The sequence below is a fragment of the Ruegeria sp. YTSC002 genome, assembly GCF_059609845.1.
On record NZ_JBXWML010000019.1, the window covers coordinates 11482 to 35774 of the forward strand.

The window sequence follows — 24293 nt, forward strand, 5'->3', positions numbered from 1 at the left end:
GGTCAGACCGGCACCAGCTTCCCGTCGCGAAGATCCAGTTCATCGGGCGCCAGTTCCAAGCGGAACGCCGGCGAATGACTGACAAGCAGAATCGCCTGTGGCAACGCGCGCAGGATTTCCAGCAGGCGCGCTTCGTTTTTCGTATCCAGCGCATTCGTCGGTTCGTCCAGCAACAGCACTTCGGGATCCATCGCCAGAACCGTCGCCAGTGTCACCAGCCGTTTTTCACCGCCTGACAATTTGTGTGTGATGCGGTTCTTCAGGTGTATCAGGTCCAGATCGCCCAGAACTTTGTCGACAATGGCAAGCGCTTCGTCACGGGTCTTGCCCAGATTGAGCGGCCCAAAGGCGATGTCTTCGGCGACGGTCGGGCAGAACAGCTGATCGTCCGCATCCTGAAATACAAGCCCCACCCGGCGGCGCACTTCGTGGAAATCGGCCTCTTCCACGCGTTTCTGACCAAAAACGGTGACGGTGCCAGAACTCGGGCGCTGCAACCCAAGCGTGATGCGCAGGAGCGTCGATTTTCCCGCACCGTTCGGACCCGTCAGAGACAGGCGCTGCCCGGCATTCAGGCTCAGGCTGGCCCCGTCCAGAACGGGTGGCTGGCCGGGGTAGGAAAAACAGATGTCTTCTAGCGCGATCAGTGTCATGCGAATTCCAGAATGATCAGACCCAGGCAGAGACCGCTGAAACCAGCCGCAAACACAATGTCCGCGCGGGTCAGGGCAAATTCCTGAAGCAACGGCATACGCCCGGAAAACCCCCGGCACTTCATCGCGGCCAGGATGCGTTCCGATCTTTCGATCGCGCGCACAAGCATCATGCCCACAAGGTAGCCAAAGCTGCGATATGTGTGCCAGTTTGTTGCTGGCCGAAAACCGCGCACCTTCATGGCCGCGCGCAAGCGCAGGTATTCTTCCCGCAACACCTCGATATACCGGATCGTGAACATCAGCAGGTAAACCAGCTTTTCCGGGCAACGCAGACGATGCAAGGCGTGACCCAGAGTGACCGGCTCCATCGTGCCGACCAAAACCATCAGGGACAGGATCACGGCATTGGCGGTCAAAGCAATCTCGACCGCTTTCCAGAAACCCTGCCAGCTTGCGGGGAATCCCCAAAGCGTGAACATCGGGGCTCCGGGCATGGAAAAGGGCAGCAGGACCAGCATGAACAGGATGAACCCATCCATCATGGCCATTCGCTTCAACGTCTTTCGCCACGGCAGACGGGAAACTATCAGAAGCGAAAGCGACACTGTCAACGCCACGCAAAGCGCGCCGAGGGATGACAGCGCCACGGTCACGACAGCAAAAGCAACCGCCATGACGATACGCATCCGGGGATCCAGCTGGCTGATCAGACCGTCCGGCCCGTCACCGGCTTCGGTCAGTGTTTTTTCTTGGTGCCCCAGAACGTGTGCCATCAGGACGCCAGCTTGCGGCGGGCCGCCATGTAAAAGCCCAGACCGAACAGACCAACGATGTACCCGATCCCGCCAAGGATGGTTTGCAGGTCATTCTGTTCGCGATAGGCCGCAATCTCGCGCCTGAGCGGGCGCAATTCATCACGCACGGCTTTGGCGATAACCTGCTGTTCTTCGACGCTGAGAGAAGCCGCCGAACCGCTGGCCGGTGTCAAAGCAGCCGAAGACGAGTCTCCGGTTTCTGCCACGGCAACGCCCATGACCCGCGCGACATCTTCGGCAGACATCGTGACTTCGGCCACATGCCCGGCGCCAAGGTCGGCAAAGAAGGTGTGCGCCACGGCCGAGGTCGGCGTGTAGACAAAGAAACCGTCCGCATCCGTGACCGATCGACCCAGCTCGGCCCCGTCCGGGCCGGTGACAATGACCTCGGTCCCGCTTGCCATATCACCGTTGGAAAAGCCGATCTCGCCCTCGATCACGTCTCCCGACTCGAAAACGCCGGCTATGACCTTGTGCGCCAAGGCAGGCACGGGCGCACAGCACACAGCCAGTATGACAACCAGATGCTTCATGTGGTTGCTCCTCTGAAAAACAGTTCGGGCTTGACCTTGCGCGCCAACAAGACGGCGAACCCGGTCAAAATCGCCTCGATGGCCATGACTGGAATATGGGCGAAGAAAACAAGCTTGGCAGCGGGCAGGAACTCATCCCCCGACAGCGCCAGGGAAATCGCGACCATGCCGGTTGTCGCCGCAATTGCAAATGCGCCGCCGACACCACCCCAAATCGCACCATGCAAAGGTGTCCCGCGCGCGATCAGACGACCGAACAGCATTCCGGCCACCACCGCGGGCAGGGCGATATTGACGGTGTTGATCCCCAGCACCGTCAACCCGCCAAAGCCGAAAAAGACCGCCTGTAACAAAAGCCCGACGAACAAAGCCGGGAATGCGGCCCAACCAAGCAGCAGCCCGGCCATGCCGTTGAGGATCAAATGGACCGACGACGGACCAATGGGTACGTGGATCAACGATGCTACGAAGAAACTGGCTGACAACACACCGGCAGTGGGGATGCGATCAAGATCCAGAGACCTGAGACCCATGGCGATCCCACCCGCGGCCGCTATGGCGCCGCCAACAACAACCGGGTTGGAAAGGGCTCCGTCGACGATGTGCATTCGGGGTTACTCCAGATCCCAGGCGCGAATCCAGATCACCGCATCCTGGCTGAGTTCTTTGCCCTCATGTTCGGTTGCCGGACCGGATCCAAGTGCTGCGAAACCCCAGTAGCCGGCTTTTGGAACGCCGAACGAAAAATACCCGTTGTCGTCAGATATGGCGACCACCGCACCACCCGGCATAGGGGACACTTTCGGTGCAGAAGCGGCCGCGCTGTCCATGTCGGGTTCGGCGGCCATGTATTCGATCTCGATCTCGGCCCCCGCAACCGGCTGACCATCAGCCAGCACACGGCCCGTGAAGGTTGAACCCGCGATGATGTTGGTCGGCTTGTTCAGCGGGACAATCTCGGTCGGCAGACCCACGGGATTCATCCAGTCGGTCGGTAATTCGTTGCGGTTCAGGAAGGCTTTGGTGAGCTGTTGGATATAGATGTCTTCGGATTCTTCATAGTAAGGCTGAGGAACCGTCACCAGCACATAGTCACCCGACCGTTTGACCGGGACACTGCCTTTGAACGCCGCGCCCTCGTTTTGCCCGCCGGTGAACCGGATAGGTTCCAGCGTATCCAGCAAATCGGTCTTTTCACCGTTGTGGATCACATAGAATTCCTGCGGCTTTTCCAGATCCATGACATGGCCGTTTTCGAACGGATGCCAGAAAATCAGCTTGACCGGCACGTCACCCGGTTTCTCGATCATGGTGTCGGTGGTGTATTCCAAAAGGAAATGCGCATTTGCCATGGCAGGAAGTGCCATCACGGCAGCGGCTGCACTGAGCAGCGTTTTCATGAACAGTCGTCCTTGTCCCGTCGCGCCAATCCCGGCGCGAAATTCGTTTTGACCACAGGACATTCGACGCCAAATTACCCTTTCAGGCATCCTGGTCCGACGCACATCCCGTCGCCGATTAGGAGTGCCCATTAGAGGGCACATGTCCGGCAGGTATCCTGACTTGCGGGTCAAAGCGTTGGACTGGCCTTCCCGGGCAAACCCCAGTGGCGTTTCAGCCCTGCTCGCCGCTTACAGTTGCGGGTGCAGTTGCGGAATTGGGCCTGAGCCCGCACCGCATTCCCTATTGATTCCAGAGCAAGCCCCGGAACCGGACATGCCGAGCGGCTTGCCAGACAACTCAGCCCTCGGTCAACGAAAATGTGCCGTGGCCGTCGAAAAAAGCTGAATTCGGCAGTTCGGGCGGGTAAATCGACTTCGTGAAAAATCCCAGGCAGCAGGATGATTTCATGCCTAAGCTTCTGAAAGATACCTTTCCGACAACGGCAGGCTTGCCGCACCCAGTGAGCGTGCTTCCGGGCCCACGGTCCCTTCCAGCACCACGGGGCGCTCAAGACCGGTCAGGTTCAGCTTGGACAGTTTGTCTTCGACCATTTCAACCAAACTCGCCTTGATTTCCTGCGGCATCCAGCCGTCAATCTTCACGCATTCGAAATCTATCAGGCTACAGGATGAGACAATCGCATGGGCAATCCCGCTCGCCGTCCGTTTCAACCAGTTTTCCAGTTGAACATTTGGCACATCCCAACGTTCGGTCGTTTCCCATAAAGACTGCGAGGTCGCCCCTGCTGTCGTGATCGCACGCTCGAGCACATAAAGGCTGGCCACGTCGATAAGCGGCCTGACACCGCCCGTACCATCCGGCACAGGCAGGGGGCCGATCGCCCCCGAGTTTCCACGCCCCGAAAAGATCGCGCCATTGAGAACCACACCGCCGCCAATGAAAAACCCGATATAGAAGTACAGAAAATCCCTTGGTCCATCGGCCGGACCGAATACCAGTTCCGCACCACAAGCCGCCGTTGCGTCATTTTGCAGAAAAACCGGCATATCGAGGCGACCAGCCAGGTCAGCCTTCAGGTCTGATACGCGCCACGGGTCCATTTCTTCCTGAGGAACCTGAAGGGCCTGGGCCCAGTCCCACAGGTAGAAAGGCATGGCAATTCCAAGACCCGCAATCCTGCCTTTGGCCTCGGGCGACATGGATGACATCATTTTGCCCAGACTCTGCGTGGAAAACTCCAAAGTGGCTTTCGGCGTTGGATAGTCATAGGTTCGCCGCTTGCGTTGCCGTACGTTTCCCACAAAGTCAGTCAAAACCAGCTCGGTACTGCGGCGCCCGACCTTGAGCCCAAAGAAAAACGCACCATCCGGGTTGAGACGCATGGGAACGGAAGGTTGCCCGACTTTCCCGCGGACCGGTTCACCGCGCAGAAGCAACCCATCCTTTTCCAATTGACGCATGATGACGGAAACCGTTTGTGCCGACAGTCCCGTCATGCGCGCGAGTTCGGACTTCGCAAGGGCCTGATGACGTCGGACAAGCGACAACACCAGCCGTTCGTTGCGGGCCCGCATGCCGCTTTGATTGGTTCCGCGCACCACTGACCCCTGTGAACCAATCGAGTTTTTCCGTGATGAATTTTCCGGCACGACCACCCCTTTCCTGCTGAAGAATGGGAAAGCCCGCCCGCCCTGTCAATAATAATTAAGAGTGATTTATTTATTGACTCAAATTTCGATTCTTGTGATTGTTTCTTATGGGATCAGGGTTTTTGCCTGATCGCCCTCGTGCCCTACTCGGCATAGGAAAAACTGGGAGGATAATCGATGAAACTTGCAAAACTTGCGGGTGCAGCTGCGCTCGGGGTTACTGCCATGGCTGGCAGTGCAATGGCGGAAGGTGAAACCGTTTGCCTGATCACCAAGACAGACACCAACCCGTTCTTTGTCAAAATGAAGGAAGGCGCGACAGCGAAGGCGGAAGAGCTGGGAATGACGCTCAAAGCCTTTGCTGGCAAAGTTGACGGCGACCATGAAACGCAGGTGCAAGCCATTGAGACCTGCATTCTGGACGGCGCCAAGGGCATTCTGCTGACGGCTTCGGACACTTCATCCATCGTTCCGGCAGTGAAGCAGGCGCGGGATGCAGGTGTTCTGGTTATTGCTCTAGATACGCCGCTGGAACCCATTGACTCGGCCGACGCGACGTTTGCCACGGACAATTTCCTGGCCGGGCTGCTGATTGGACAATGGGCAAAAGCCACGCTGGGCGACACGGCCAACGACGCCAAAATCGCGACACTGGATCTTGCCGTCAGCCAGCCGACAGTGGATGTGCTGCGCAATCAGGGTTTCCTGCAAGGCTTCGGCATCGATCTGGCGGACCCGAACGTGATCGGCGATGAAGATGACCCCCGTCTGGTCGGGAGTGATGTCACCGCCGGCAACGAAGAAGGTGGTCGCCGCGCGATGGAAAACCTTCTGGCCAAGGATCCGACGATCAACGTTGTTCACACCATCAACGAACCTGCGGCGGCAGGCGCTTATGAAGCGCTGAAAGCCATCGGGCGCGAAAATGACGTGCTCATCGTTTCCGTGGACGGAGGCTGCCCGGGCGTCCAAAACGTTGCCGACGGTGTTATCGGCGCGACGTCACAGCAATACCCGCTGTTGATGGCATCGCTGGGGGTTGAGGCCGTCAAGAAATGGGCGGACGAAGGCGTGAAACCAGAAAACACACCCGGCAAGGATTTCTTTGACACCGGCGTGGCGCTTGTAACGGACAAGCCTGCCGAAGGCGTCGAGTCGATCTCGGTCAAAGAAGGCATGGACCTCTGCTGGGGATGACCTGACCACCCGGAGGGCCGCAGAGGGCGGCCTTCCGCTTTTCAAACCACCCATTCGCCCGAAAACTTGCTAAAGTCGTCAGTGACCTGACGCTTTGGGGGAACATTCATGTCCGATACTTCACGACGATCAGACGACTTCGAAGCCGCTGCGAAAGGCAGCCCGGAACAGGTTGCCGAATTTGACGATCACCACCGCGGGTTTGTCGGAACGGTTCAGCACTTTCTGCATGTGAACCCCTCTCTGGTGCCGCTGATCGTTCTTGTCGCTGCCATCGTCATTTTCGGTGTCTTGTTGGGCTCCAAGTTTTTCTCGCCATTTGCGCTGACCCTGATTTTGCAGCAGGTCCAGATCGTCGGGATCGTGGCGGCGGCGCAAAGCCTCGTCATCTTGACCGCCGGTATCGACCTCAGCGTCGGGGCAATCATGGTGATGTCGTCGGTTGTCATGGGACAGTTCACCTTCCGATATGGGCTGCCGCCATCGGTCGCGATCATTTGCGGCCTTTTCGTTGGCACAGCAATCGGCGCGGTGAACGGTTATCTTGTCAGCCGCATCAAACTGCCACCGTTCATCGTGACGCTTGGCATGTGGCAAATCGTTCTCGCGGCAAATTTCCTTTATTCTCAGAACGAAACGATCCGGTCACAGGAGATCGAGGAACATGCCAGCATCCTGCAACTGTTCGGTGCCAAGTTCAACGTCGGCGGGGCAGTATTCACCGTCGGCGTGATCTTCATGCTGGTGCTTATCCTCGTTCTTTCCTATGCGCTTCGTCATACCGCCTGGGGAAGGCATGTCTATGCGGTCGGTGATGATCCGGAAGCTGCCGAGCTGTCCGGTGTCAATGTGCATCGCACGCTGATGTCGGTTTACATGCTGTCCGGGCTGATCTGCGCCTTCGCGGGTTGGGCTCTGATTGGTCGGATCGGGTCCGTGTCTCCGACCTCTGGCCAGTTGGCCAATATTGAAAGCATAACGGCGGTCGTGATCGGGGGCATATCCCTGTTCGGTGGCCGCGGGTCCATTCTCGGATCATTGTTCGGAGCGTTGATCGTCGGGGTCTTCACGCTTGGGCTTCGATTGCTGGGCGCTGATGCGCAATGGACGTTCCTGTTGATCGGCATCCTTATCATCGCAGCGGTCGCGGTCGACCAGTGGATCAGAAAGGTGGCAGCCTGATGGAACCTATTCTCAAAGGACGGAACCTTGTGAAGCGCTACGGCAAGGTAACGGCGCTGGATCAGTGCGATTTCGATCTGATGCCGGGCGAGATTCTGGCCGTGATCGGCGACAACGGCGCAGGCAAGTCAACACTGATCAAGGCGATATCGGGCGCGGTGGTGCCGGATGAAGGTGATGTTTGGCTGGAAGGCCGCAAAGTGAATTTCCACTCGCCGATTGACGCGCGCGAAGCCGGTATCGAAACGGTCTACCAGACGCTTGCGATGTCCCCCGCCCTGTCGATTGCGGACAACATCTTCATGGGGCGCGAAATCCGGCGCAAAGGGCCGTTGGGATCATGGCTCCGAATGCTCGACCGTCCGGCGATGGAGAAATTCGCCCGCGACAAGCTGAGCGAACTGGGTCTGATGACGATCCAGAACATCAATCAAGCCGTTGAAACTCTGTCCGGGGGTCAGCGTCAGGGTGTTGCCGTGGCGCGTGCCGCGGCGTTCGGATCAAAAGTCATCATCCTGGACGAGCCAACGGCCGCACTGGGTGTGAAGGAAAGCCGTCGCGTTCTTGAACTGATCCTCGACGTGAAATCGCGGGGCATTCCGATCATCCTGATCAGCCACAATATGCCACATGTTTTTGAGGTCGCCGATCGAATTCACGTGCACCGGCTTGGCAAACGCCTCTGCGTCGTTGATCCCAAGGATTACACGATGTCCGACGCTGTGGCGTTCATGACCGGTGCCAAGGAACCGCCCGCCGAGGATCAGGCCGCGTGACGAATACACGTGCCACCCCCGAAGCGCTTGCAACCAGGATCGCGGATGCCGTTCAGGCTTTGCCTCCGCTGCAAGACCGTCATCTTGTCGCAATTGCCGGGCCACCGGGATCGGGGAAAACGACTGCGGCCAGCCTTGCGACCAAAGAGCTGAATCTACGCGGCGTCGCAACCGGACTGGTCTTCATGGACGGCTTCCATTATGACAACGTGATCTTGAAGGATCGTGGCCTGCTGAACCGCAAGGGATCCCCCGAAACCTTTGACCGTGCCGGCTTTCATGCGCTGCTTGGTCGATTGCGTGCGGAAGAAGAAGTCGCAATACCCGAGTTTGACCGAAATCTCGATCTGGCCATTGCCGCGCGATCCATGATCACGGCGGATCAGCGCGTTGTTCTGGTTGAGGGCAATTACCTTCTCTTGAATGAATCGGGTTGGTCGGACCTTCACCAACTGTGGACATTCAAGGTGTTTTTGGACACTGATCTGAAAACACTCGAATCCCGCCTGACCAACAGATGGATCGGCCACGGTCTGGACGCCAATGCCGCCAAGGACCGTGCGCAGTCGAACGATCTGCCGAATGCAGAGCGCGTGATCCGAAATTCGATACCCGGTGATCTGACACTGGCTTGAGCTTTGCCTTCGGCCAATACAATCCGTCTTGATGAAAGGCCAGAGGTCAGCTCCGGTACACCGGCGGAACAAGACCGGCCTGGAACCAAGCCACGAAAGACACGATTGAAAACACCGGCAGCCCGGTCGCCTGCTGAATATCCGGCGCATAGGGGCACATATTCGTGCACTCCAGAACTATTGCCCCAAGTTCGGGGTGGTCCGAGGCCAATGCGATTGCGGCCTCGACATTGTCCTCCCGGGCTTTCTGAACATTCAGATGCGGTTCATTGCCAAGAATTGCGCGGGTGAATTCCCGCCCACCCTCGGTTGTGCCGATTGGCGTGTCCAAGGGGACATTGGCGGCCTGAAGATGATCACTGGTCAGGGTGGATGCCGAAATGGTCAGAATGCCCGCGCGCTTACCCTTGGGAAGGATACGATTCACCATTTCGACCTGCATCAAGGACGAGGTGACGACGGGAACCGGAACGGCCTCGGCCAGTTCCTTTTGGAACAGGGACAAGAACCCGCAATTGGTTGTTATGCCATCCGCGCCGTCTTTGACCAGCTCTTGCGCGGCGTCGATGAAGACCCCGAGCATACCTTCGGCCCGATGCCGGACCACCCGATCAGGCGAGGCATCCCGGACGACGCGGTACAGCACCGGAAACGGCCATGTCTGAGCATTGCCCATGTCACCGGGAATTCTTGGGAATTGCGCATCCAGCATGAGGATTCCCACCGATGCGCCATAAATGGATTTGCCGCCCTGCGCGATCATCCCTGCGCCTCCTCGATAATGCGGGTCGAGATGTCTTCGGCCCCTTCCATGTAGATGCTGGTAATCCCGTGGCGCACTGCGTCCTGAACCTGATCCATTCGTTTCGTGATATGAGCCGCCAGAACCCGGGCCGCCTCATCAGCATCCCGATCCAGAAGGGCCTGCATGACGTGTTTATGTTCGTCCTTGGACTTCTGCACCCGGTCCATGCTCATGGAAATCCAGCGGATATAGCGGATACGCTCGTTGATCCGCGTCAGAGTATGCAACAACTCCATGTTCCCTGACAGTTTTGCGATCCCCAGATGGAACGCTTCGTCCCGGGTCACTGCCTCTTCGATCGTCAGGCCGGTGATGTCGATGCCCGTTTCGTAAAGTTCATCATGCAGCATTTGCAGGTCTTCATCCGTCGCCCTGGCGCAGGCTGTTCGGGCCGCCGCGGATTCGATGATCTGGCGCAGCTCGAAAAGGTCGAACACGCTTTGCGCATCCAAGGGACGACAAAAGAACCCTTGCCCCGGGCGGAAATCGAACAGCCGTTCGGCGACCAGACGATTCAACGCTTCACGCAACGGCGTACGGCTGACGCCCAGGTCCCTGGACAGCGCGACCTCGTTCAGGCGGTCACCGGGGCGCAGGCGGAAGGACACCGCCATGGCTTTGACCTGATCATAGATATCATCGACGCGTGGACCCGCCATAAACCCTGCCTTTCTTTCGTTGATTCACAGGTGCCACACACAGTTCTTGAAATCAATATACAAAACTGTATACAGTACTGTGTGCAATTGTGAATCGAAGGAGTCGCGAACGATGACAGGAACGAATTACCTGACCGGAGCCGAGGCAATGGTGCGCATGCTCGAGGCGCATGGAGTCACCCATATGTTCGGTCTGTGCGGCGATACCACCTTGCCATTCTATGATGCGCTCGCCCGATTGGATCACGGCATTCAGCACATTCTGACCCGCGACGAACGGCACGCTGCCTACATGGCGGACGGCTATGCTCGTGTGACAGGCAAGCCCGGCGTTTGCGAAGGCCCTTCCGGCGGTGGTGCGACCTACATTCTGCCGGGTGTGGTCGAGGCCAATGAAAGTTCGGTTCCAATCCTGGCGATCACGTCCGATGTGGCGACGACCAGCCGTGGGAAGTATCCTTTGACGGAACTGGATCAGCCAGCGTTGTTCCGCCCGCTGACGAAGTGGAACGCGTCTCTGGATGATGCTGCCCGTCTTCCGGCCATGGTTCGAGCGGCGTTCCGGGCGATGACAACGGGAACACCCGGCGCGACCCATCTGGCACTGCCGTTTGATACGCAGAAGGCACAGGTGGACGAAGCGGAAATCTGGGCCGACAAGCGGCATCGCAGCTATCCCGCAGAGCGGGCTGCCCCCGAACCTGATGCCATCGAAGCAGCCGCAGCCATTCTTGCCCAGGCCACATCCGCCGTCGCGGTATGTGGCGGCGGCCCGGTTCTGTCCGGCGCAACCGATGCGTTGCGCCGCGTCGCCGGTCTGCTGGATATGCCCGTCGCCACAACCGTTTCAGGCCAAGGGTCCATAGCCGAAACCGATCCTCTGGCCCTGGGTGTCGTCGGATCGAACGGCGGCATCCCCGCGACACGCGCCGTGGTGGATCAGGCTGATGTCGTCCTGTTCATCGGGTGCCGCGCCGGTTCGGTCACGACCGAACGGTGGAGAAGCCCCGGGCGCAACGCCACGATCATTCACATCGCCAGTGACCCTATGGTGATCGGCGCAAATTATCAGACTGAAGTGGCGATTTGCGCCGATGCCCGTCTGGCGTTGGAGGCACTTGCTCATGCACTGGAGCAACGGCAGGAGCTGAACGGTCAAGGCGGAACAGCCAAGGCCCGCGCCGCATGGGAGGCCAAGGCGGCGGCGTTTGCCCCCTTGGCTGCAAGTCGGGAAACCCCGATACGGCCCGAGGCTGTCATGGCGTCCTTGATGGACATTCTGGACGACGATGCGATTGTGGTCGCTGATCCCGGCACCCCCTGCCCCTATTTCAGTGCGCATTACCGTTGGCGGCAACCCGGGCGGCATTTCATCACAAATCGCGCGCATGGAGCACTGGGCTATTCTCTGGGGGCGGCCATGGGTGCACATGTTGGGCGGCCCTCGGTCAAGACGCTTGCCGTCATGGGCGATGGTTCGTTTGGGTTCGCCTGCGGTGAGTTTGAAACGATGGTCCGGCACAAAATGCCGATCACCTCGATCGTGTTCTCGAACTCGGTCTTCGGATGGATCAAGGCGGGTCAGGATGCTGGGTTTGATCAACGCTATTACAACGTTGATTTCAACCGGACCGACCACGCCGCTGTCGCAGCCGCCTTTGGAGTGAAATCATGGACGGTCAAGGACCCTGAGGACTTGCCGAAAGTGTTGAAACAGGCCGTCGAACATGATGGCCCCACATTGGTCGACATCCATTCGCAGCAGCTTCACGACGCCGCTGCACCTGTGTCGGAATGGGTCGCGTAAGAGGCAATCGACGGGGTCAGCTGGGCCAGAAACTCCTGCGCAATCGTGGACAGGGGGCGCCCCTTTGCGGTGATGATTGCAAGATCCAGCATGACGGAAGGCCTGAACGGGCGGGTCTGGTACCCGCTCTCACCGTCGAACGTCACGGTAAAGGGGTCGATCATCGCGACCCCCATGCCCTGTTTCACAAAACTCAGCAGGTTCTCGGACAGGTGCGTGTGAATCTGTGTCCGCCACGTGCGCCCGGATGCCTGAAAGATGTCACGGGTTCGGCGGTGGGTTTGGTGTTCCGGGCCCATCACGATGAAGGGCTCGTTTTCCAGTATTTCCGGTGTCAGAACGTCGTAATCCGCCAAGCGGCTGTGTTCTGGAAAAGTCGCCAGCGTTTCGAACTGAAACACCTGATAGTTCAGCGTGTCGTGCAGGATCGGCATCTCGACAATGCCGATTTCAAATAGGCCGGAAATCACCCATTCCTGAATCTTGGATGAATACTGCGACTGGAAACTGACGGACAGGTTGGGGCGGCTTTTGGCAAAACGAGCGATCTCGCGTGGCATGAAACCAAATGACAGAAGATGCGGCGCCGCAACCTGCAACTGACCGGGATGCTTGTTCTGCAAATCCGTCACGGCCTGCGCCACGTGATCCAGCCCGCGCACGACCGTGTCGACTTCGCGGAACAGCAGCTCGGCTTCCGGAGTGGGCAGCAAACGGCCCTTGTTGCGCTCGAACAGAGGCAGTCGCGCTTCGCGTTCCAACTGAGCCAACAGATTGCTGATACCAGGCTGGGATATCCCAAGTACCGACGCCGCACCGGTTACGGTTCCGGTTTCCATGATGGCGTGAAACGCTTGAAGCTGGCGAAAGCGCAGGGACATCGGTAATCCCATCATTTTTCCTGATGAACTGTCGAAGATATAGTATTTGAAATGATATGCCCGTCAAGGCAGGCTTCCGCTCATCCACAGGGGGCGGAATGAACGATCTGGCACAAAACATCATCGGTTACGACCTCTGGCACCTGAAGCTTCCGGTCACGTCCCGCCGGGATCACGGTATAGGATCCGTTGAAGGCGTTTGCGAAGTCGTCATACTGCGACTGACCGTCGAGGATGGCACACAGGGATTCGGCGAAGCGTCACCATGGTCGGTGTTCACCGGCACCCCGGAGGCGACTTTTGCGGCGTTGGACCGATACTTGCGACCCCTAGTTCTTGGCGCCAGCGTAAGTGACCGATCGGCCATCATGGCACGCGCCACTTATGCCGTGGCGCATTGCACCGAGGCCAAGGCCGCGCTGGAAACCGCTCTGCTGGATCTGGCCGGCCGTATCAGCGGCATCCCGGTCTGGTCTTTGCTGGGCGGTCGTTGCCGCAGCACCATTCCGCTCAGCTGTTCCATCGCCAACCCGGACTTCTCTCAGGACATAGACCTGTTGGCGCGGTTGCGAGAGGACGGCGTGCGGATTGTCAAACTCAAGACCGGGTTCAAGGATCACGCCTTTGACATCATGCGGTTGGAGTACCTTGCGCAGAACTGCCCTGAATTCTCGGTCCGCGTGGACTATAATCAGGGGCTGAGCATCGAGGAGGCTCCGGCACGGGTGCGGGACGTGGCCCGGTTCAATCCTGATTTCATCGAACAGCCGGTTCGCGCCCATCACTTCGGCATGATGGCGAAGCTACGGCATATGACCGATGTTCCCCTTCTCGCCGATGAAAGCGTCTTTGGTCCCGAAGATATGGAACGCGCCGCGCGTGAAAGCATTTGCGATGGTGTCTCGGTGAAAATAATGAAGTCTGGCGGACTGACCCGCGGGCAAACGGTCGCCCGCATCGCGGCGGCGCACGGTCTGACTGCGTATGGCGGGGACATGTTCGAGGCCGGTTTGGCCCATCTTGCGGGCACCCATCTGATTGCCGCGACACCCGAGATCACATTGGGCTGCGAGTTTTATCAGGCGTCCTATTTCCTGAAAGAGGACATTCTGGAAGAACCCTTCCGGATCAGAGGCGGACAGGTCTGCGTGCCCGAAAGCCCGGGACTTGGCGGCAAGCCCGAGCTGGCAAAGCTGAACCATTATGCAGTGGCCAAGGCGGTTTCAGAATGAGTGAAAAGAAAACCATAGCCATCATCGGCGCCGGTATAGTCGGCGTTTCGGCCGCGGTCTGGCTGCAACGGGACGGGCACGACGTGATCCTGTTCGACAAGGCCGGACCGGGTGAAGGCACGTCTCATGGCAATGGCGGTGTGCTGGCGTCCTGTTCCATCATACCTGTGACGGTTCCCGGACTGCTTGGCAAAGCACCCAAAATGCTGCTGAGCTCCTCGCAGCCGCTGTTTTTGAAATGGGGATATTTACCGAAGTTGCTCCCATGGCTCCGGCAATATCTGAGCCACGCGAACGTGGCAGACGTTGAACGGATCGCGGCGGCGCTGACACCGATCGTCGGCGACAGCCTGAATGATCACAAGGCTTTGGCGGCAGGCACACGTGCTGAAAAGTGGATCGTGCCCAGCGACTATCTGTTTCTCTACGAGAACCGGGCTCATTTTGAACAAGATGCGTTGGGCTGGGGAATCCGTCGGAAGAACGGCTTTGATTGGCAAGAACTGGAGGGCAAGGCGTTTCACGACTATGACCCCGTGTTCAGCCCGGATATCGGTTTCGCTGCCAAGCTGTCAAACCACGGTCATATCACCGATCCCGGGCGGTACGTGAAAGACCTGGCCGCCCATGTCGAGGCTGGTGGAGGCCGGATCATCCGCGCCAATGTCGAGGACGTCACCCGCGACAACGGCCGCGTTTCCGGCGTGCGCGCGGATGGTGAGACAATCGCTTGCGACACCGCCATTGTCACGGCTGGTGTCTGGTCCGGGCCACTGGCCAAGCGACTGGGGGTTTCTGTTCCTCTTGAAAGCGAGCGCGGTTATCATCTTGAATTGGTGGCACCTTCTGCCATGCCCCGCAGCCCGGTCATGGTGGCTTCGGGCAAGTTTGTTGCCACGCCCATGGATGGGCGCATACGCTTGGCGGGTATTGTGGAGTTCGGAGGGCTGGACGCACCGCCCTCGCGCGCGCCGTTTGAATTGATGCGAAGAAATGCCCGGGCCGCGTTTCCGGGCATAACATGGAAGGAGGAAGTGGAATGGATGGGGCACAGGCCGGCCCCGGCTGACTCGATCCCGATCATCGGAGACGTGCCCGGAATCAAAGGGGCCTATATGGGCTTTGGTCATCATCACATCGGCCTGACAGGCGGGCCAAAGACCGGACGGCTTCTGGCGCAGATGATCGCGGGCAGAACACCGAACACCGACGTAAGCGTCTACGCGCCGTCGCGCTTTGCAACATAAGAACAGACCGATGAAGAACATCGGTATTTCAAAACTCGATAGGGAGAAAACGATGAAAAAACTGACAAACCTACTGGCGGCAACCGCTTTGACTGCCGCAGCGGCAGCACCGGTCGTGGCCGAGAAATGGGACATGCCGATGGCCTATTCGGCGTCGAACTTCCATTCGGCCACCGGAGCGGAATTCGCCAAATGTGTAACGACCGGAACCGGCGGTGAGATCGAAATCGTTACGCATCCATCCGGCTCGTTGTTCAAAGGTGCCGATATCAAACGCGCAATCCAGACCGGGCAAGCCCCGATTGGCGAACGCCTTCTGTCTGGCCACCAGAATGAGAACGCGTTGTTCGGTTTCGATTCGATACCGTTCCTTGCAACCTCGTTCGATGACAGCGCCAAGCTTTGGGAAGCGGCAAAACCGTCAATTGAAAAGGTACTGGCCGAACAGAACCTGACGTTGCTTTACGCGGTGCCATGGCCGCCGCAGGGACTGTATTTCAAGAATGAGGTGAACTCGGTCGCCGATATGAAGGGCATCAAGTTCCGCTCTTACAACAACGCGACTTCGAGACTGGCCGAGTTGACAGGGATGTTGCCGGTGACGATCGAAGCGGCGGAAATCAGTCAGGCTTTTGCCACGGGCGTCGCCGAGTCGATGGTGTCTTCGGGATCAACCGGGTATGACCGCAAGGTCTGGGAAAGCCTGAACTATTTCTACGAGGTCGATGCCTGGTTGCCGCGCAATTATGTGATGGTGAATTCGGATGTCTGGTCGGGCGTGTCCGACGCCAACAAGAACATCATCAAGGCCTGCGCGGAACTGGCGGAATACGCAGGCAACTGGCGCGCCAAGGAATATACCGGTTTTACTCTGCAAGGTCTGCGTGATGGTGGCATGACCGTCGGTCCGGCATCTGAACAGATGACGAATGAGCTGAAGGAGATTGGTGTAACCATGACCAATGAATGGCTGGAAGCCGCTGGCGACGAAGGCAAAGCCATCGTCGATGCGTTCAACGCATCTAAGTAACCGTTCGGGGCGGGCGGCGTTGCACTATGCCGCCCGCTTTCCACCCAATCATAATACAGCGGGGACACCATGGCGGTATTGCGAGGGCTTCGGTCCGTTCTGGACTTCATCTATCAGGCAGCAGGGGTATTGGCGGCGCTCAGCCTGATTGCCATTCTTTTGCTGATCGTCGTTCAGATGCTGGCCCGCTGGACAGGTGAGGTATTTCCCGGAGCGCCTGACTATGCCGGTTACGCAATGGCGGCGGCATCTTTCCTGGCCTTTGCCAATGCGTTGAACCGGGGCAGCCACATTCGGGTTTCGATCCTTCTGAACTCCGTGCCGGACGGTGTGCGGCGTATCCTTGAAATCTGGTGTTTCACCATCGGCACTGCCGTCATGTGGTATTTCTGCTGGTATGCCTATCGCTTCGTCTATTGGAGCTGGAAGTTCAACGACATCAGTCAGGGACAGGACAGAACCGCACTCTGGATTCCCCAGTCGGCGATGCTGATCGGTGCCGTGATCCTGGCCATCGCGCTGACGGATCACCTGATCCACGTCCTGTTCAAAGGTGACCATCGCATTGTCCGCGATCTGGCCGACCAGAGCCACGGAGAGTAAGCGCATGGAAAACCTGTCCGTCATCATCCTTTTCCTCTTTGTACTGTTCACCTTGCTCGGCACCGGTGTCTGGGTTGGCCTGGCCCTGATGGGGGTTGCCTGGGTCGGGATGGAGCTGTTCACCACCCGCCCGGTGGGCGACGTGATGATCACCACCATCTGGTCCGCTTCGTCGTCGTGGACCCTGACCGCCTTGCCCATGTTCATCTGGATGGGCGAAATCCTTTACCGCACGCGATTATCCGAAGACATGTTCAAGGGTTTGTCCCCCTGGATGGCCCCCCTGCCCGGCGGCTTGGTGCATACGAATATCGTGGGCTGTACCGTCTTCGCGGCGGTCTCAGGTTCGTCGGCGGCAACGCTGACCACCGTCGGCAAGATGTCGATCCCCGAACTGCGCAAACGCAATTACCCCGAACGAATGATCATCGGCACATTGACCGGCGCTGCGACGTTGGGGCTGATGATCCCGCCATCTCTGACCCTGATCGTCTACGGGGTGACGATCAATGAATCGATCACCAAGCTGTTCTTTGCCGGCATCCTTCCCGGCCTGGTGCTGGCGGCGATGTTCATGGGCTATGTCGCGATCTATTCCAAGTTGGGCAAAGACTGGAACCCGAATGACGAGGGCAAGCTGAGCTTTTCCGAGAAAGTCAGAAACTCCCGCTTTTTGTTGCCTGTGATCCTTCTGATCACGGTCGTCATCGGCTCAATGTATCTGGGCTATGCCACTGCGACCGAAGCCGCGGCGTTCGGAGTGATCGGCGGCCTGTTGCTGGCGGCAGGCCAGGGGTCGTTGAACTGGAAGACATTCACGGAAAGCCTGATGGGGGCCACGCGGACCAGCGCGATGATCGCCCTGATCCTTGCTGGCGCTGCGTTCCTGTCGCTGTCGATGGGTTTTACCGGCCTGCCGCGCGGGTTGGCCGATCTGATCGCCGGATGGGAACTGACCCGTTTCGAACTGCTGATGGTTCTGCTGGTGTTCTACATCATTCTGGGTTGTTTCCTTGACGGGATCTCCTCGGTTGTGCTGACCATGGCCGTGGTGGAACCGATGATCCGCGACGCCGGGATTGATCTGATCTGGTTCGGCATCTTCATCGTGGTCGTCGTCGAGATGGCACAGATCACACCCCCGATCGGGTTCAACCTGTTCGTGATGCAGGGTATGACCAACCATGAGATGAGCTATATCGCACGCGCCGCGATACCGATGTTCCTGATCATGGTACTGATGGTCTTCATCCTCATCTGGTTCCCCGACCTCGCCACCTGGCTGCCCGAGAATTTGCGGCAGAGTCCCGGCGGGTAAATCGACCTTGAACCCGCTCCATCTGGCGGCCCGTCACGGGCCCCGTGTTCTGGTCGCCGGATTGGCGGCGGGTCTGCTTTTGCCGGGTTTGGCCGAGCCCATGCGGAACCTGCTGCCGCCCCTGGTCGTGTTGTTGCTGTTCGTCACCGTCCTGAGAATGGACCCCGAAACCATTTTTGGATCGTTGAGCGATCTGCACAAGGTCGCGTTCACCGTCATCGGGTTTCAATTCGTGATACCGCTGATCATCCTGGCCATCGGATTTATTGGGGGATGGACCGGAACGCCGGTGCTTCTGTCCCTGCTGATCATGGCGGCAGCACCTTCGATTTCAGGCAGTCCCAACATGTGTCTGATGATGGGCTACCCACCTGAACACGCGATGCGAATGCTGGTTGTTGGAACTGCCCTGTTGCCATTGACAGCGTTTCCGGTGTTCCTGCTCATGCCCGAATTGGGCGACCTTCAATCCGTACTATTGGCCGGACTGCAACTGTTGTTGACGATACTCTGCGCAACCGGCGCCGCCATCTTTGCTCGGCGTGTTTGGTTGCGTTCGCCATCCCGCTCCACCTTGTTGAATCTGGAAGGGTTGGGCACGATCACATTGGCCGTTTTTGTCATCGGCCTGATGCCTTCCGTCAGCTCCACGGCGCTGAAAAGCCCGGCCGTCGCGGCCTTCTGGATCGCGCTCGCCTGTCTGGCCAATTTCGGAGCACAGTTCATTTCGTTCCGGATGACCCGAGGGCGTCTGCCGGCAGCCAGGGCAACTGCCGTCTCTCTAATCGCGGGAAACAGAAACATCGCGATTTTCTTCGTTGCTTTGCCGCCCGAAGTCACCGCACCCATCATGGCCTTTATCGGGGCGTATCAAGTTCCGATGTACCTGACGCCAATGGTCATGCGTCATCTCTACATGAGGCAAGTCTTGCCCGAGTAGCGTTGGAAAGCCCCTTTAGGGTTTTTTATCCCCTTTCTCCGATCCTTGCCGACGTTGGGCCGGTACCTCGCCTTTAGTTCAGGCCATAAACACGTTCAGGGAAATCAGGCGAATTTTTGTCACTATTGACAGTTAATCGCACCTTCCCTATTTACTGTCAACGTTGACAGTAAAGGGAATATCATGCCGATTAGAAAACAGGTCGTCGCATCTGTAATGACACTGGCTTCAACCCTCGGGGCATCCGCACAAACTCTCACTGCAACGGTGCAGGACGTGCGCAATGCAGAGGGAGATTTGATCATTGCCGTGTTCGATGAAGCAAAATCTTTCAAGGCCATGGACGTGGCAAACGCGGCGGCCTTGGCTTCCGTTCCCGCTGTCAAAGGCCTGGTTTCGGTGACCTTTCACGATCTCCCGCTTGGCACCTATGGGATTGCCGCGATTCACGACGAGAACAGCAACAGCAACCTGGATACCGAAAAAGATATCCCAACCGAAGGGTACGGCTTTGGCGGTATGGGGCAGCGCGGTCTGCCGCCGGAATTCACGGATGCCGCCGTCGCCGTCGGCACCGGCGCAACGGCAAACGTGACGCTGAAATACTGGAAATAACATGATCGGGCGCCCCTCAAATCGTGATGAGCGTTATGAGCAGGTCATGCAGGCTCTGATCAGATGTGTTGCGAGATCTGGTTTCGATGTTGCATCTCTTTCGCTGTGCTCATGGTCACGACCGTTCTTGGCTATCAGACGTTTTAGGGGCTTCTTTTGATGTTCTGGACAATCCCGAATTTCCATTCCGGTCACGCTTTGCTTTGGACCGACGTAACCCGGGACAAGGACCCCATCCTGTTTTGGCTGATCCAACTCGCCTGGATGGCACTTGGCCTGTCGATGATCGCCATCGACTTTCTCTCTCGAACGTTTTGAAACTTCCTTTACAAGAGGCTCAAATGAAACCCATGCTGCACCTTTTGCCGGTCGAGGCTTACACGAGCCAGGATTGGTTCGACCGGGAAGTGCGCGAAATCTTTTCCAAAACCTGGCGCTATGCCGGGTTTATGGAGGATGTCAGTGAACCCGGCCAGTACATCGCCGTGCAGGCCGGACTCAACAACATATTCGTGATCATGGGGCGCGACCGTCGCCTGCGCGCGTTCCATAACATCTGCCGCCACCGCGGCACCCAATTGATCCGCGCGGTTGGCAAAACGCAAAAGGCATTGACCTGTCCATATCACGACTGGACCTACGATCTTGAAGGCAATCTGATTTCGGTGCCGGACGAGCACGAGGAATATGGCAAGGTCGACAAGTCCTGCCTTGGCCTGAAACCCGCCAAGGTCGATATCTGGAAATCGATGATTTTCGTCCATCCAGACCCCGACGCGCCTTCCATCGCCGAATGGTTCGGCCCGGTCGAACCCCATATCGGCCCGCACGTCCCGGAAGAGCTGGTCGAGTACGAAGACCTGATCACCAGCTATGAGATAAAGGCCAACTGGAAGGTTGTCGTCGAGAATTACATCGACGTTTACCACCTGAGTCATCTGCATTCGAACACGCTGCAAATGTATGATCACAAATCCGCCGAATTCCACTGGGAAGGACCTCATTACATGTTTTGGGAGCCGCCGGTGGCAGAATTTCTGGAAGATCAGGACAGCAAACTGACCGCCCCGCGCGTCATTCCCAAAGACATGAACGGCGCCTGGGTGCCGATGCTGTTCCCGGGGATTGGACTGGCCGCTTCGGAAGACGGCTGGAGCATCTTCATTGTCGAACCCCTTGGCCCGGAACTGACACGAGTTCACAACCGCGGGCGGGTGTCCAACAGCTCGGAATGGGAATTCACCAAACAGTCGATGAAGTCGTCCTCTTTCTGGTCCAAGTTTGGAATAGGCGGAAAATACGAAGCCAGTGACGCGATGGGCGAAGATGACCCGATGGTTGCCGGCGACTTTACCGGCGAAGACATCTACGCGTGCGAGCAGCAGCAGAAATCCCTGCATTCACCGTATTTTGAAGCAGGTCCGGCAGCAAACGGTGAAAGCCCCGTCATCGAGCACCAGAAAATTGTTCTGCAATGGTTGGGAGAAGGGAAATGAGCCCGCGTGACTTTTTCCCACTGCGCGTTTGCGGGACCCGAGTTGAACTGGATGGCGTGGCTAAGACCGTCATGTTCGAGGTACCTGACCGCCTGATGGACATATTCGCCTGGCGGTCGGGCCAACACGTGTCCCTGCGTTTCAATATTGATGGCGAGGAGCACCGTCGAAGCTATTCGATCTCCAGTTCACCTTACTCCGGGGGCCCGCTTCGCATCACCGTCAAACGGGTCAAGGGTGGCCGTGTCAGCAACTTCATCAACGACACTGTCCAGGAAGGACAAACCATTGACGTCATGCCGCCATTTGGCAGTTTCTGCCTGGACCCCGACGAAACGGCGCGGCGCACCCATTACTTTTTTGGCGCGGGTTCTGGCATCACGCCGCTCTACGCGATGCTGAACTCGGTTTTGACAGCCGAGCCCCATTCAGTCGCGCATCTGGTGTATGGCAACACAAACGCCAAAAGCATCCTGTTGCAGCAAGAGCTGAACGTTCTTCAGGAAGCGCATCCCGAACGTTTTACAATCAATCATGTCTTTTCGAAGCCCGGCTGGTGGTCCAGCGCCGAATATTGGCGGCAGGGTACGATCGACCAGGCCGCAATCGAAGCGTTGATCGCCGAGTATCCTCCTTACGCCCAGGACGCTCAATACTATGTCTGCGGTCCGGGCAACATGAACCAGGCCGTCAAATCGGCATTGATGTCCATTGATGTGCCCGCGAACCGCATCCACATGGAAAGCTATGGTGCTGCGCCGGATCTGGACGCTGGTATTGAGGGGGTGGACGCAACCGCTGAACTGACGCTGGAAGGCGCCCGACACCTCATTCCGATCACCAAGGGACAGACCGTTCTTCACGCAGCGCAGTCAGCGGGGCTCAAGCCACCCTATTCCTGCCAATCGGGGGTCTGCGGCGCGTGCCGGGCCAAACTGACCGACGGCACAGTTCAAATGCGGGCGCGCATGGCGCTGGAGGATGAAGACATCAAAGCCGGAGAAATCCTGACCTGCCAGTCAATACCCACGGCGGGAAAACTGGCGATCAGCTTTGACCAGACCCGTCGCTGAAGAACCGATGACGCGCCTGACGCATGCCGTTTCACGCCGCCTCAGGTTCGTTCGCGGATCAGATCATGCGTCCGGCGCACAATCTCGGATCACGAAGTGCTTGGTCGTTTCTTCCACGACTTCCCAATAGCCGCGAAAGCCGTTGGGGATCAAAAAGCTGGCCCCGGTGCGAAAATCCTGACGGGTCCCGTCTTCGTGGATCAGGGCACAATGGCCTTTGACGATATAGCAATATTCGTCCTTGTCCGTGAACGCGTGCCATTTGCCCGGCGTGGACGTCCAGATCCCGGCAGACAGTTGTCCATCCGGGCTGGTGAAGTGCATTCCAATCTTGTGATGCGGATCACCCTCGACAACGCGATCGGGAAGATCGGCCAAACGCCGTTCGCTGCGCGTTGCGGGCTGATCGAAAAGGTTGAGTACCTGTGTCGTCATGAGGTCATACCCTCCTGCTGGTCGTGTATTGCGAGATGACGTGACCGGCCAATGGTCGGTCACGTGCCGGACTAGGATTTCCGCCATCCTCTAGTGAAACAGGTAGACACCCGCCAGAACCAGAGCAGCGATGAAGATCGTCTCGGCCACGATCAGAACGATGGCCTGCCCGCCTACATCCAGAATTCGCTTGAGCGACGTCTTCATGCCCACTGCCGCAATCGACACCAGCAGCGCCCACCGGCTGAGATCGGCCATGGCCGACGAGACCACTTCGGGGATCAGACCCATTGAATTCAGGACGGCAAAGATCAGAAAGCCAACCACGAACATCGGCAAAATGGGCGGGCGCTTGCCGTCTTCCTCGCTGAACTCCGCGTGGCGCCGGACAAGAAACGAGATGACCAGAACCACCGGGGCCAGCATGGCGACACGGATCAGCTTGACCAAAGTCGCGACCTCACCGGTTTGATCCGAGACCGAGAACCCGGCCCCGACAACCTGCGCGACATCGTGGATCGTGCCGCCAAGGAAGACCCCGGAAACATCGTCGTTGAATTCGAAAGCCTCGGTGAGGATGGGGTAGGCGATCATCGCGATTGTCGACAGAACAGTGACGGACAATACCGTGAAAACCAGGTTCCGCTCCGAATGCTCGTTTTTGGGCAGAATGGCCGACAGGGCCATCGCGGCCGACGCGCCGCAGATCGCAACCGATCCCCCCGTCAGCACCCCAAAGCGCCAGCCACGGCCCAGAAGACGCGCGCCCAGAAGGCCGAACAGGATCGTGAGGATCACACCGGCAATCACAACGGCAATCAGATCCGCGCCAAGGCTCATCATCAATTCAACGGAAATACGCGCGCCAAGCAGCGCAACGCCAAAACGAAGAACGGTTCGTGCCGTAAACTCGATCCCGGCCTTGCAGTCGCCTGCGTCGTCTTCGGCCAGGAAATGGAACGCGATGCCCAGCAACAGGGCCATCAGCATCGCCGGAGCGCCATAGTGCTCGGACAGGAACTTCGCTGCGACGGCAACAACCACGGAAACAAGGAAACCGTGCCCGTTCAAACGAACGAAAGACCGTGCCCGAAGCCACGGCGAGCTGGATGCACTCAACACCTGCATCTTACTTCCTTTGCAATATTTGAGTTGCCTTTTAGGCAAAGCCTGCTCCCACCCGAACCATATTCGGTGCGGGTGGGGGCATGATCAGATTACAGCTCGACCTGAGCTTTCATGTCGTCGGCCGAGATTCCGGCGACGGCGACGGGTTTTTTCATTGCGTCGCGGCGGAAAGGTTCG

26 protein-coding genes and 1 riboswitch are annotated in these 24293 nt (G+C 58.1%); of the genes, 15 read left to right on the plus strand and 11 right to left on the minus strand.

Annotated features, from left to right (window positions below):
• Nucleotides 1-2: 2 nt before the first annotated feature.
• The 6 genes from AC2FFD_RS21340 to AC2FFD_RS21365 form a co-directional block, all read right to left on the minus strand.
• Complete coding sequence (locus AC2FFD_RS21340) at nucleotides 3-653, minus strand: energy-coupling factor ABC transporter ATP-binding protein (RefSeq protein WP_480686128.1); 651 nt, start codon at nucleotides 651-653, stop codon at nucleotides 3-5.
• Nucleotides 650-1429 (minus strand): cobalt ECF transporter T component CbiQ, encoded by a 780-nt coding sequence (gene cbiQ / locus AC2FFD_RS21345; RefSeq protein WP_496874079.1) that lies wholly within the window; start codon nucleotides 1427-1429, stop codon nucleotides 650-652. The genes AC2FFD_RS21340 and cbiQ overlap by 4 nt, the downstream gene beginning before the upstream one ends.
• Complete coding sequence (locus AC2FFD_RS21350; RefSeq protein ID WP_170347452.1) at nucleotides 1429-2004, minus strand: NikL family nickel/cobalt ECF transporter subunit; 576 nt, start codon at nucleotides 2002-2004, stop codon at nucleotides 1429-1431. Before AC2FFD_RS21350 ends, cbiQ begins: the two co-directional genes overlap by 1 nt.
• Nucleotides 2001-2612, minus strand: a complete 612-nt coding sequence (gene cbiM, locus AC2FFD_RS21355; RefSeq protein WP_170347453.1) for a cobalt transporter CbiM — start codon at nucleotides 2610-2612, stop codon at nucleotides 2001-2003. Before cbiM ends, AC2FFD_RS21350 begins: the two co-directional genes overlap by 4 nt.
• 6 nt (nucleotides 2613-2618) lie before the next feature.
• Nucleotides 2619-3404: a DUF4198 domain-containing protein gene (locus AC2FFD_RS21360; protein ID WP_496758880.1), complete on the minus strand. Its 786-nt coding sequence runs from the start codon at nucleotides 3402-3404 to the stop codon at nucleotides 2619-2621.
• Between the two features lie 131 nt (nucleotides 3405-3535).
• A riboswitch (cobalamin riboswitch) is annotated at nucleotides 3536-3734 on the minus strand.
• Between the two features lie 123 nt (nucleotides 3735-3857).
• On the minus strand, nucleotides 3858-4982 hold the full coding sequence (locus tag AC2FFD_RS21365; protein ID WP_496874093.1) for an ROK family transcriptional regulator: 1125 nt from the start codon (nucleotides 4980-4982) through the stop codon (nucleotides 3858-3860).
• 252 nt (nucleotides 4983-5234) lie between these two features.
• On the opposite strand from AC2FFD_RS21365, the gene AC2FFD_RS21370 reads away from it, so the two are divergent.
• From AC2FFD_RS21370 to AC2FFD_RS21385, 4 genes are all read left to right on the plus strand, one after another.
• Nucleotides 5235-6254, plus strand: a complete 1020-nt coding sequence (locus AC2FFD_RS21370; RefSeq protein WP_496874080.1) for a sugar ABC transporter substrate-binding protein — start codon at nucleotides 5235-5237, stop codon at nucleotides 6252-6254.
• 108 nt (nucleotides 6255-6362) lie between these two features.
• Nucleotides 6363-7436, plus strand: a complete 1074-nt coding sequence (locus tag AC2FFD_RS21375; RefSeq protein ID WP_425080291.1) for an ABC transporter permease — start codon at nucleotides 6363-6365, stop codon at nucleotides 7434-7436.
• A complete protein-coding gene (locus AC2FFD_RS21380) occupies nucleotides 7436-8212 on the plus strand; it encodes an ATP-binding cassette domain-containing protein (protein WP_170347457.1) in 777 nt (258 codons plus the stop codon). Before AC2FFD_RS21375 ends, AC2FFD_RS21380 begins: the two co-directional genes overlap by 1 nt.
• On the plus strand, nucleotides 8209-8847 hold the full coding sequence (locus AC2FFD_RS21385; RefSeq protein ID WP_496874081.1) for a nucleoside/nucleotide kinase family protein: 639 nt from the start codon (nucleotides 8209-8211) through the stop codon (nucleotides 8845-8847). Before AC2FFD_RS21380 ends, AC2FFD_RS21385 begins: the two co-directional genes overlap by 4 nt.
• Before the next feature lie 46 nt (nucleotides 8848-8893).
• On the opposite strand, the gene AC2FFD_RS21390 is transcribed toward AC2FFD_RS21385, so the two are convergent.
• Complete coding sequence (locus AC2FFD_RS21390) at nucleotides 8894-9610, minus strand: aspartate/glutamate racemase family protein (protein WP_496874082.1); 717 nt, start codon at nucleotides 9608-9610, stop codon at nucleotides 8894-8896.
• Entirely contained in the window at nucleotides 9607-10311 is a 705-nt protein-coding gene (locus AC2FFD_RS21395; RefSeq protein WP_496874083.1) for a GntR family transcriptional regulator, read from the minus strand. Before AC2FFD_RS21395 ends, AC2FFD_RS21390 begins: the two co-directional genes overlap by 4 nt.
• A 112-nt stretch (nucleotides 10312-10423) precedes the next feature.
• Here AC2FFD_RS21395 and AC2FFD_RS21400 point away from each other — a divergent pair, with 112 nt between their 5' ends.
• Complete coding sequence (locus AC2FFD_RS21400; protein ID WP_496874084.1) at nucleotides 10424-12118, plus strand: thiamine pyrophosphate-binding protein; 1695 nt, start codon at nucleotides 10424-10426, stop codon at nucleotides 12116-12118.
• Here AC2FFD_RS21400 and AC2FFD_RS21405 read toward each other — a convergent pair.
• A complete protein-coding gene (locus AC2FFD_RS21405) occupies nucleotides 12079-12999 on the minus strand; it encodes a LysR family transcriptional regulator (RefSeq protein ID WP_425080286.1) in 921 nt (306 codons plus the stop codon). The genes AC2FFD_RS21400 and AC2FFD_RS21405 overlap by 40 nt on opposite strands.
• Before the next feature lie 98 nt (nucleotides 13000-13097).
• Between AC2FFD_RS21405 and AC2FFD_RS21410 the strand changes: the two genes are divergently transcribed.
• The 10 genes from AC2FFD_RS21410 (at nucleotide 13098) to AC2FFD_RS21455 (ending at nucleotide 22553) form a co-directional block, all read left to right on the plus strand.
• The gene (locus AC2FFD_RS21410) at nucleotides 13098-14231 is read left to right on the plus strand and encodes an enolase C-terminal domain-like protein (RefSeq protein WP_496874085.1); all 1134 of its coding nucleotides are present in this window, start codon (nucleotides 13098-13100) and stop codon (nucleotides 14229-14231) included.
• The gene (locus tag AC2FFD_RS21415) at nucleotides 14228-15478 is read left to right on the plus strand and encodes an NAD(P)/FAD-dependent oxidoreductase (protein ID WP_480686134.1); all 1251 of its coding nucleotides are present in this window, start codon (nucleotides 14228-14230) and stop codon (nucleotides 15476-15478) included. The genes AC2FFD_RS21410 and AC2FFD_RS21415 overlap by 4 nt, the downstream gene beginning before the upstream one ends.
• 52 nt (nucleotides 15479-15530) lie before the next feature.
• On the plus strand, nucleotides 15531-16508 hold the full coding sequence (locus AC2FFD_RS21420; RefSeq protein WP_496874086.1) for a TRAP transporter substrate-binding protein: 978 nt from the start codon (nucleotides 15531-15533) through the stop codon (nucleotides 16506-16508).
• Nucleotides 16509-16577: 69 nt separating this feature from the next.
• Nucleotides 16578-17111: a TRAP transporter small permease gene (locus tag AC2FFD_RS21425; protein ID WP_170347465.1), complete on the plus strand. Its 534-nt coding sequence runs from the start codon at nucleotides 16578-16580 to the stop codon at nucleotides 17109-17111.
• 4 nt (nucleotides 17112-17115) lie between these two features.
• Nucleotides 17116-18429 carry a TRAP transporter large permease gene (locus tag AC2FFD_RS21430; RefSeq protein ID WP_257601314.1) on the plus strand — a complete coding sequence of 438 codons (1314 nt, stop codon included), beginning with the start codon at nucleotides 17116-17118 and terminating at the stop codon, nucleotides 18427-18429.
• A 7-nt stretch (nucleotides 18430-18436) separates the two neighbouring features.
• On the plus strand, nucleotides 18437-19369 hold the full coding sequence (locus AC2FFD_RS21435; protein WP_496874087.1) for a hypothetical protein: 933 nt from the start codon (nucleotides 18437-18439) through the stop codon (nucleotides 19367-19369).
• Nucleotides 19370-19552: 183 nt separating this feature from the next.
• Entirely contained in the window at nucleotides 19553-19984 is a 432-nt protein-coding gene (locus AC2FFD_RS21440) for a DUF2141 domain-containing protein (RefSeq protein ID WP_496874088.1), read from the plus strand.
• Between the two features lie 159 nt (nucleotides 19985-20143).
• The gene (locus AC2FFD_RS21445) at nucleotides 20144-20302 is read left to right on the plus strand and encodes a hypothetical protein (protein ID WP_496874089.1); all 159 of its coding nucleotides are present in this window, start codon (nucleotides 20144-20146) and stop codon (nucleotides 20300-20302) included.
• 23 nt (nucleotides 20303-20325) lie between these two features.
• Nucleotides 20326-21480: an aromatic ring-hydroxylating oxygenase subunit alpha gene (locus AC2FFD_RS21450; protein ID WP_496874090.1), complete on the plus strand. Its 1155-nt coding sequence runs from the start codon at nucleotides 20326-20328 to the stop codon at nucleotides 21478-21480.
• The gene (locus tag AC2FFD_RS21455; RefSeq protein WP_496874091.1) at nucleotides 21477-22553 is read left to right on the plus strand and encodes a 2Fe-2S iron-sulfur cluster-binding protein; all 1077 of its coding nucleotides are present in this window, start codon (nucleotides 21477-21479) and stop codon (nucleotides 22551-22553) included. The genes AC2FFD_RS21450 and AC2FFD_RS21455 overlap by 4 nt, the downstream gene beginning before the upstream one ends.
• Before the next feature lie 63 nt (nucleotides 22554-22616).
• On the opposite strand, the gene AC2FFD_RS21460 is transcribed toward AC2FFD_RS21455, so the two are convergent.
• Nucleotides 22617-22988: a cupin domain-containing protein gene (locus tag AC2FFD_RS21460; protein WP_170347472.1), complete on the minus strand. Its 372-nt coding sequence runs from the start codon at nucleotides 22986-22988 to the stop codon at nucleotides 22617-22619.
• A gap of 90 nt (nucleotides 22989-23078) precedes the next feature.
• Entirely contained in the window at nucleotides 23079-24116 is a 1038-nt protein-coding gene (locus tag AC2FFD_RS21465) for a YeiH family protein (protein WP_496874092.1), read from the minus strand.
• Between the last annotated feature and the right edge of the window lie 177 nt (nucleotides 24117-24293).

What these genes read in the sequence shown, in the direction of transcription:
- AC2FFD_RS21405 (WP_425080286.1), bottom strand. Translation starts at nt 12,999, where the DNA reads ATGTCCCTGCGCTTTCGCCAGCTTCAAGCGTTTCACGCCATCATGGAA.
- AC2FFD_RS21415 (WP_480686134.1), top strand. Translation starts at nt 14,228, where the DNA reads ATGAGTGAAAAGAAAACCATAGCCATCATCGGCGCCGGTATAGTCGGC.
- AC2FFD_RS21410 (WP_496874085.1), top strand. Translation starts at nt 13,098, where the DNA reads ATGAACGATCTGGCACAAAACATCATCGGTTACGACCTCTGGCACCTG.
- AC2FFD_RS21380 (WP_170347457.1), top strand. Translation starts at nt 7,436, where the DNA reads ATGGAACCTATTCTCAAAGGACGGAACCTTGTGAAGCGCTACGGCAAG.
- AC2FFD_RS21455 (WP_496874091.1), top strand. Translation starts at nt 21,477, where the DNA reads ATGAGCCCGCGTGACTTTTTCCCACTGCGCGTTTGCGGGACCCGAGTT.
- AC2FFD_RS21360 (WP_496758880.1), bottom strand. Translation starts at nt 3,404, where the DNA reads ATGAAAACGCTGCTCAGTGCAGCCGCTGCCGTGATGGCACTTCCTGCC.
- cbiQ (WP_496874079.1), bottom strand. Translation starts at nt 1,429, where the DNA reads ATGGCACACGTTCTGGGGCACCAAGAAAAAACACTGACCGAAGCCGGT.
- AC2FFD_RS21375 (WP_425080291.1), top strand. Translation starts at nt 6,363, where the DNA reads ATGTCCGATACTTCACGACGATCAGACGACTTCGAAGCCGCTGCGAAA.
- AC2FFD_RS21400 (WP_496874084.1), top strand. Translation starts at nt 10,424, where the DNA reads ATGACAGGAACGAATTACCTGACCGGAGCCGAGGCAATGGTGCGCATG.
- AC2FFD_RS21465 (WP_496874092.1), bottom strand. Translation starts at nt 24,116, where the DNA reads ATGCAGGTGTTGAGTGCATCCAGCTCGCCGTGGCTTCGGGCACGGTCT.
- cbiM (WP_170347453.1), bottom strand. Translation starts at nt 2,612, where the DNA reads ATGCACATCGTCGACGGAGCCCTTTCCAACCCGGTTGTTGTTGGCGGC.
- AC2FFD_RS21460 (WP_170347472.1), bottom strand. Translation starts at nt 22,988, where the DNA reads ATGACGACACAGGTACTCAACCTTTTCGATCAGCCCGCAACGCGCAGC.
- AC2FFD_RS21445 (WP_496874089.1), top strand. Translation starts at nt 20,144, where the DNA reads ATGTTCTGGACAATCCCGAATTTCCATTCCGGTCACGCTTTGCTTTGG.
- AC2FFD_RS21390 (WP_496874082.1), bottom strand. Translation starts at nt 9,610, where the DNA reads ATGATCGCGCAGGGCGGCAAATCCATTTATGGCGCATCGGTGGGAATC.
- AC2FFD_RS21340 (WP_480686128.1), bottom strand. Translation starts at nt 653, where the DNA reads ATGACACTGATCGCGCTAGAAGACATCTGTTTTTCCTACCCCGGCCAG.
- AC2FFD_RS21395 (WP_496874083.1), bottom strand. Translation starts at nt 10,311, where the DNA reads ATGGCGGGTCCACGCGTCGATGATATCTATGATCAGGTCAAAGCCATG.
- AC2FFD_RS21450 (WP_496874090.1), top strand. Translation starts at nt 20,326, where the DNA reads ATGAAACCCATGCTGCACCTTTTGCCGGTCGAGGCTTACACGAGCCAG.
- AC2FFD_RS21370 (WP_496874080.1), top strand. Translation starts at nt 5,235, where the DNA reads ATGAAACTTGCAAAACTTGCGGGTGCAGCTGCGCTCGGGGTTACTGCC.
- AC2FFD_RS21440 (WP_496874088.1), top strand. Translation starts at nt 19,553, where the DNA reads ATGCCGATTAGAAAACAGGTCGTCGCATCTGTAATGACACTGGCTTCA.
- AC2FFD_RS21420 (WP_496874086.1), top strand. Translation starts at nt 15,531, where the DNA reads ATGAAAAAACTGACAAACCTACTGGCGGCAACCGCTTTGACTGCCGCA.
- AC2FFD_RS21350 (WP_170347452.1), bottom strand. Translation starts at nt 2,004, where the DNA reads ATGAAGCATCTGGTTGTCATACTGGCTGTGTGCTGTGCGCCCGTGCCT.
- AC2FFD_RS21425 (WP_170347465.1), top strand. Translation starts at nt 16,578, where the DNA reads ATGGCGGTATTGCGAGGGCTTCGGTCCGTTCTGGACTTCATCTATCAG.
- AC2FFD_RS21365 (WP_496874093.1), bottom strand. Translation starts at nt 4,982, where the DNA reads ATGCGGGCCCGCAACGAACGGCTGGTGTTGTCGCTTGTCCGACGTCAT.
- AC2FFD_RS21430 (WP_257601314.1), top strand. Translation starts at nt 17,116, where the DNA reads ATGGAAAACCTGTCCGTCATCATCCTTTTCCTCTTTGTACTGTTCACC.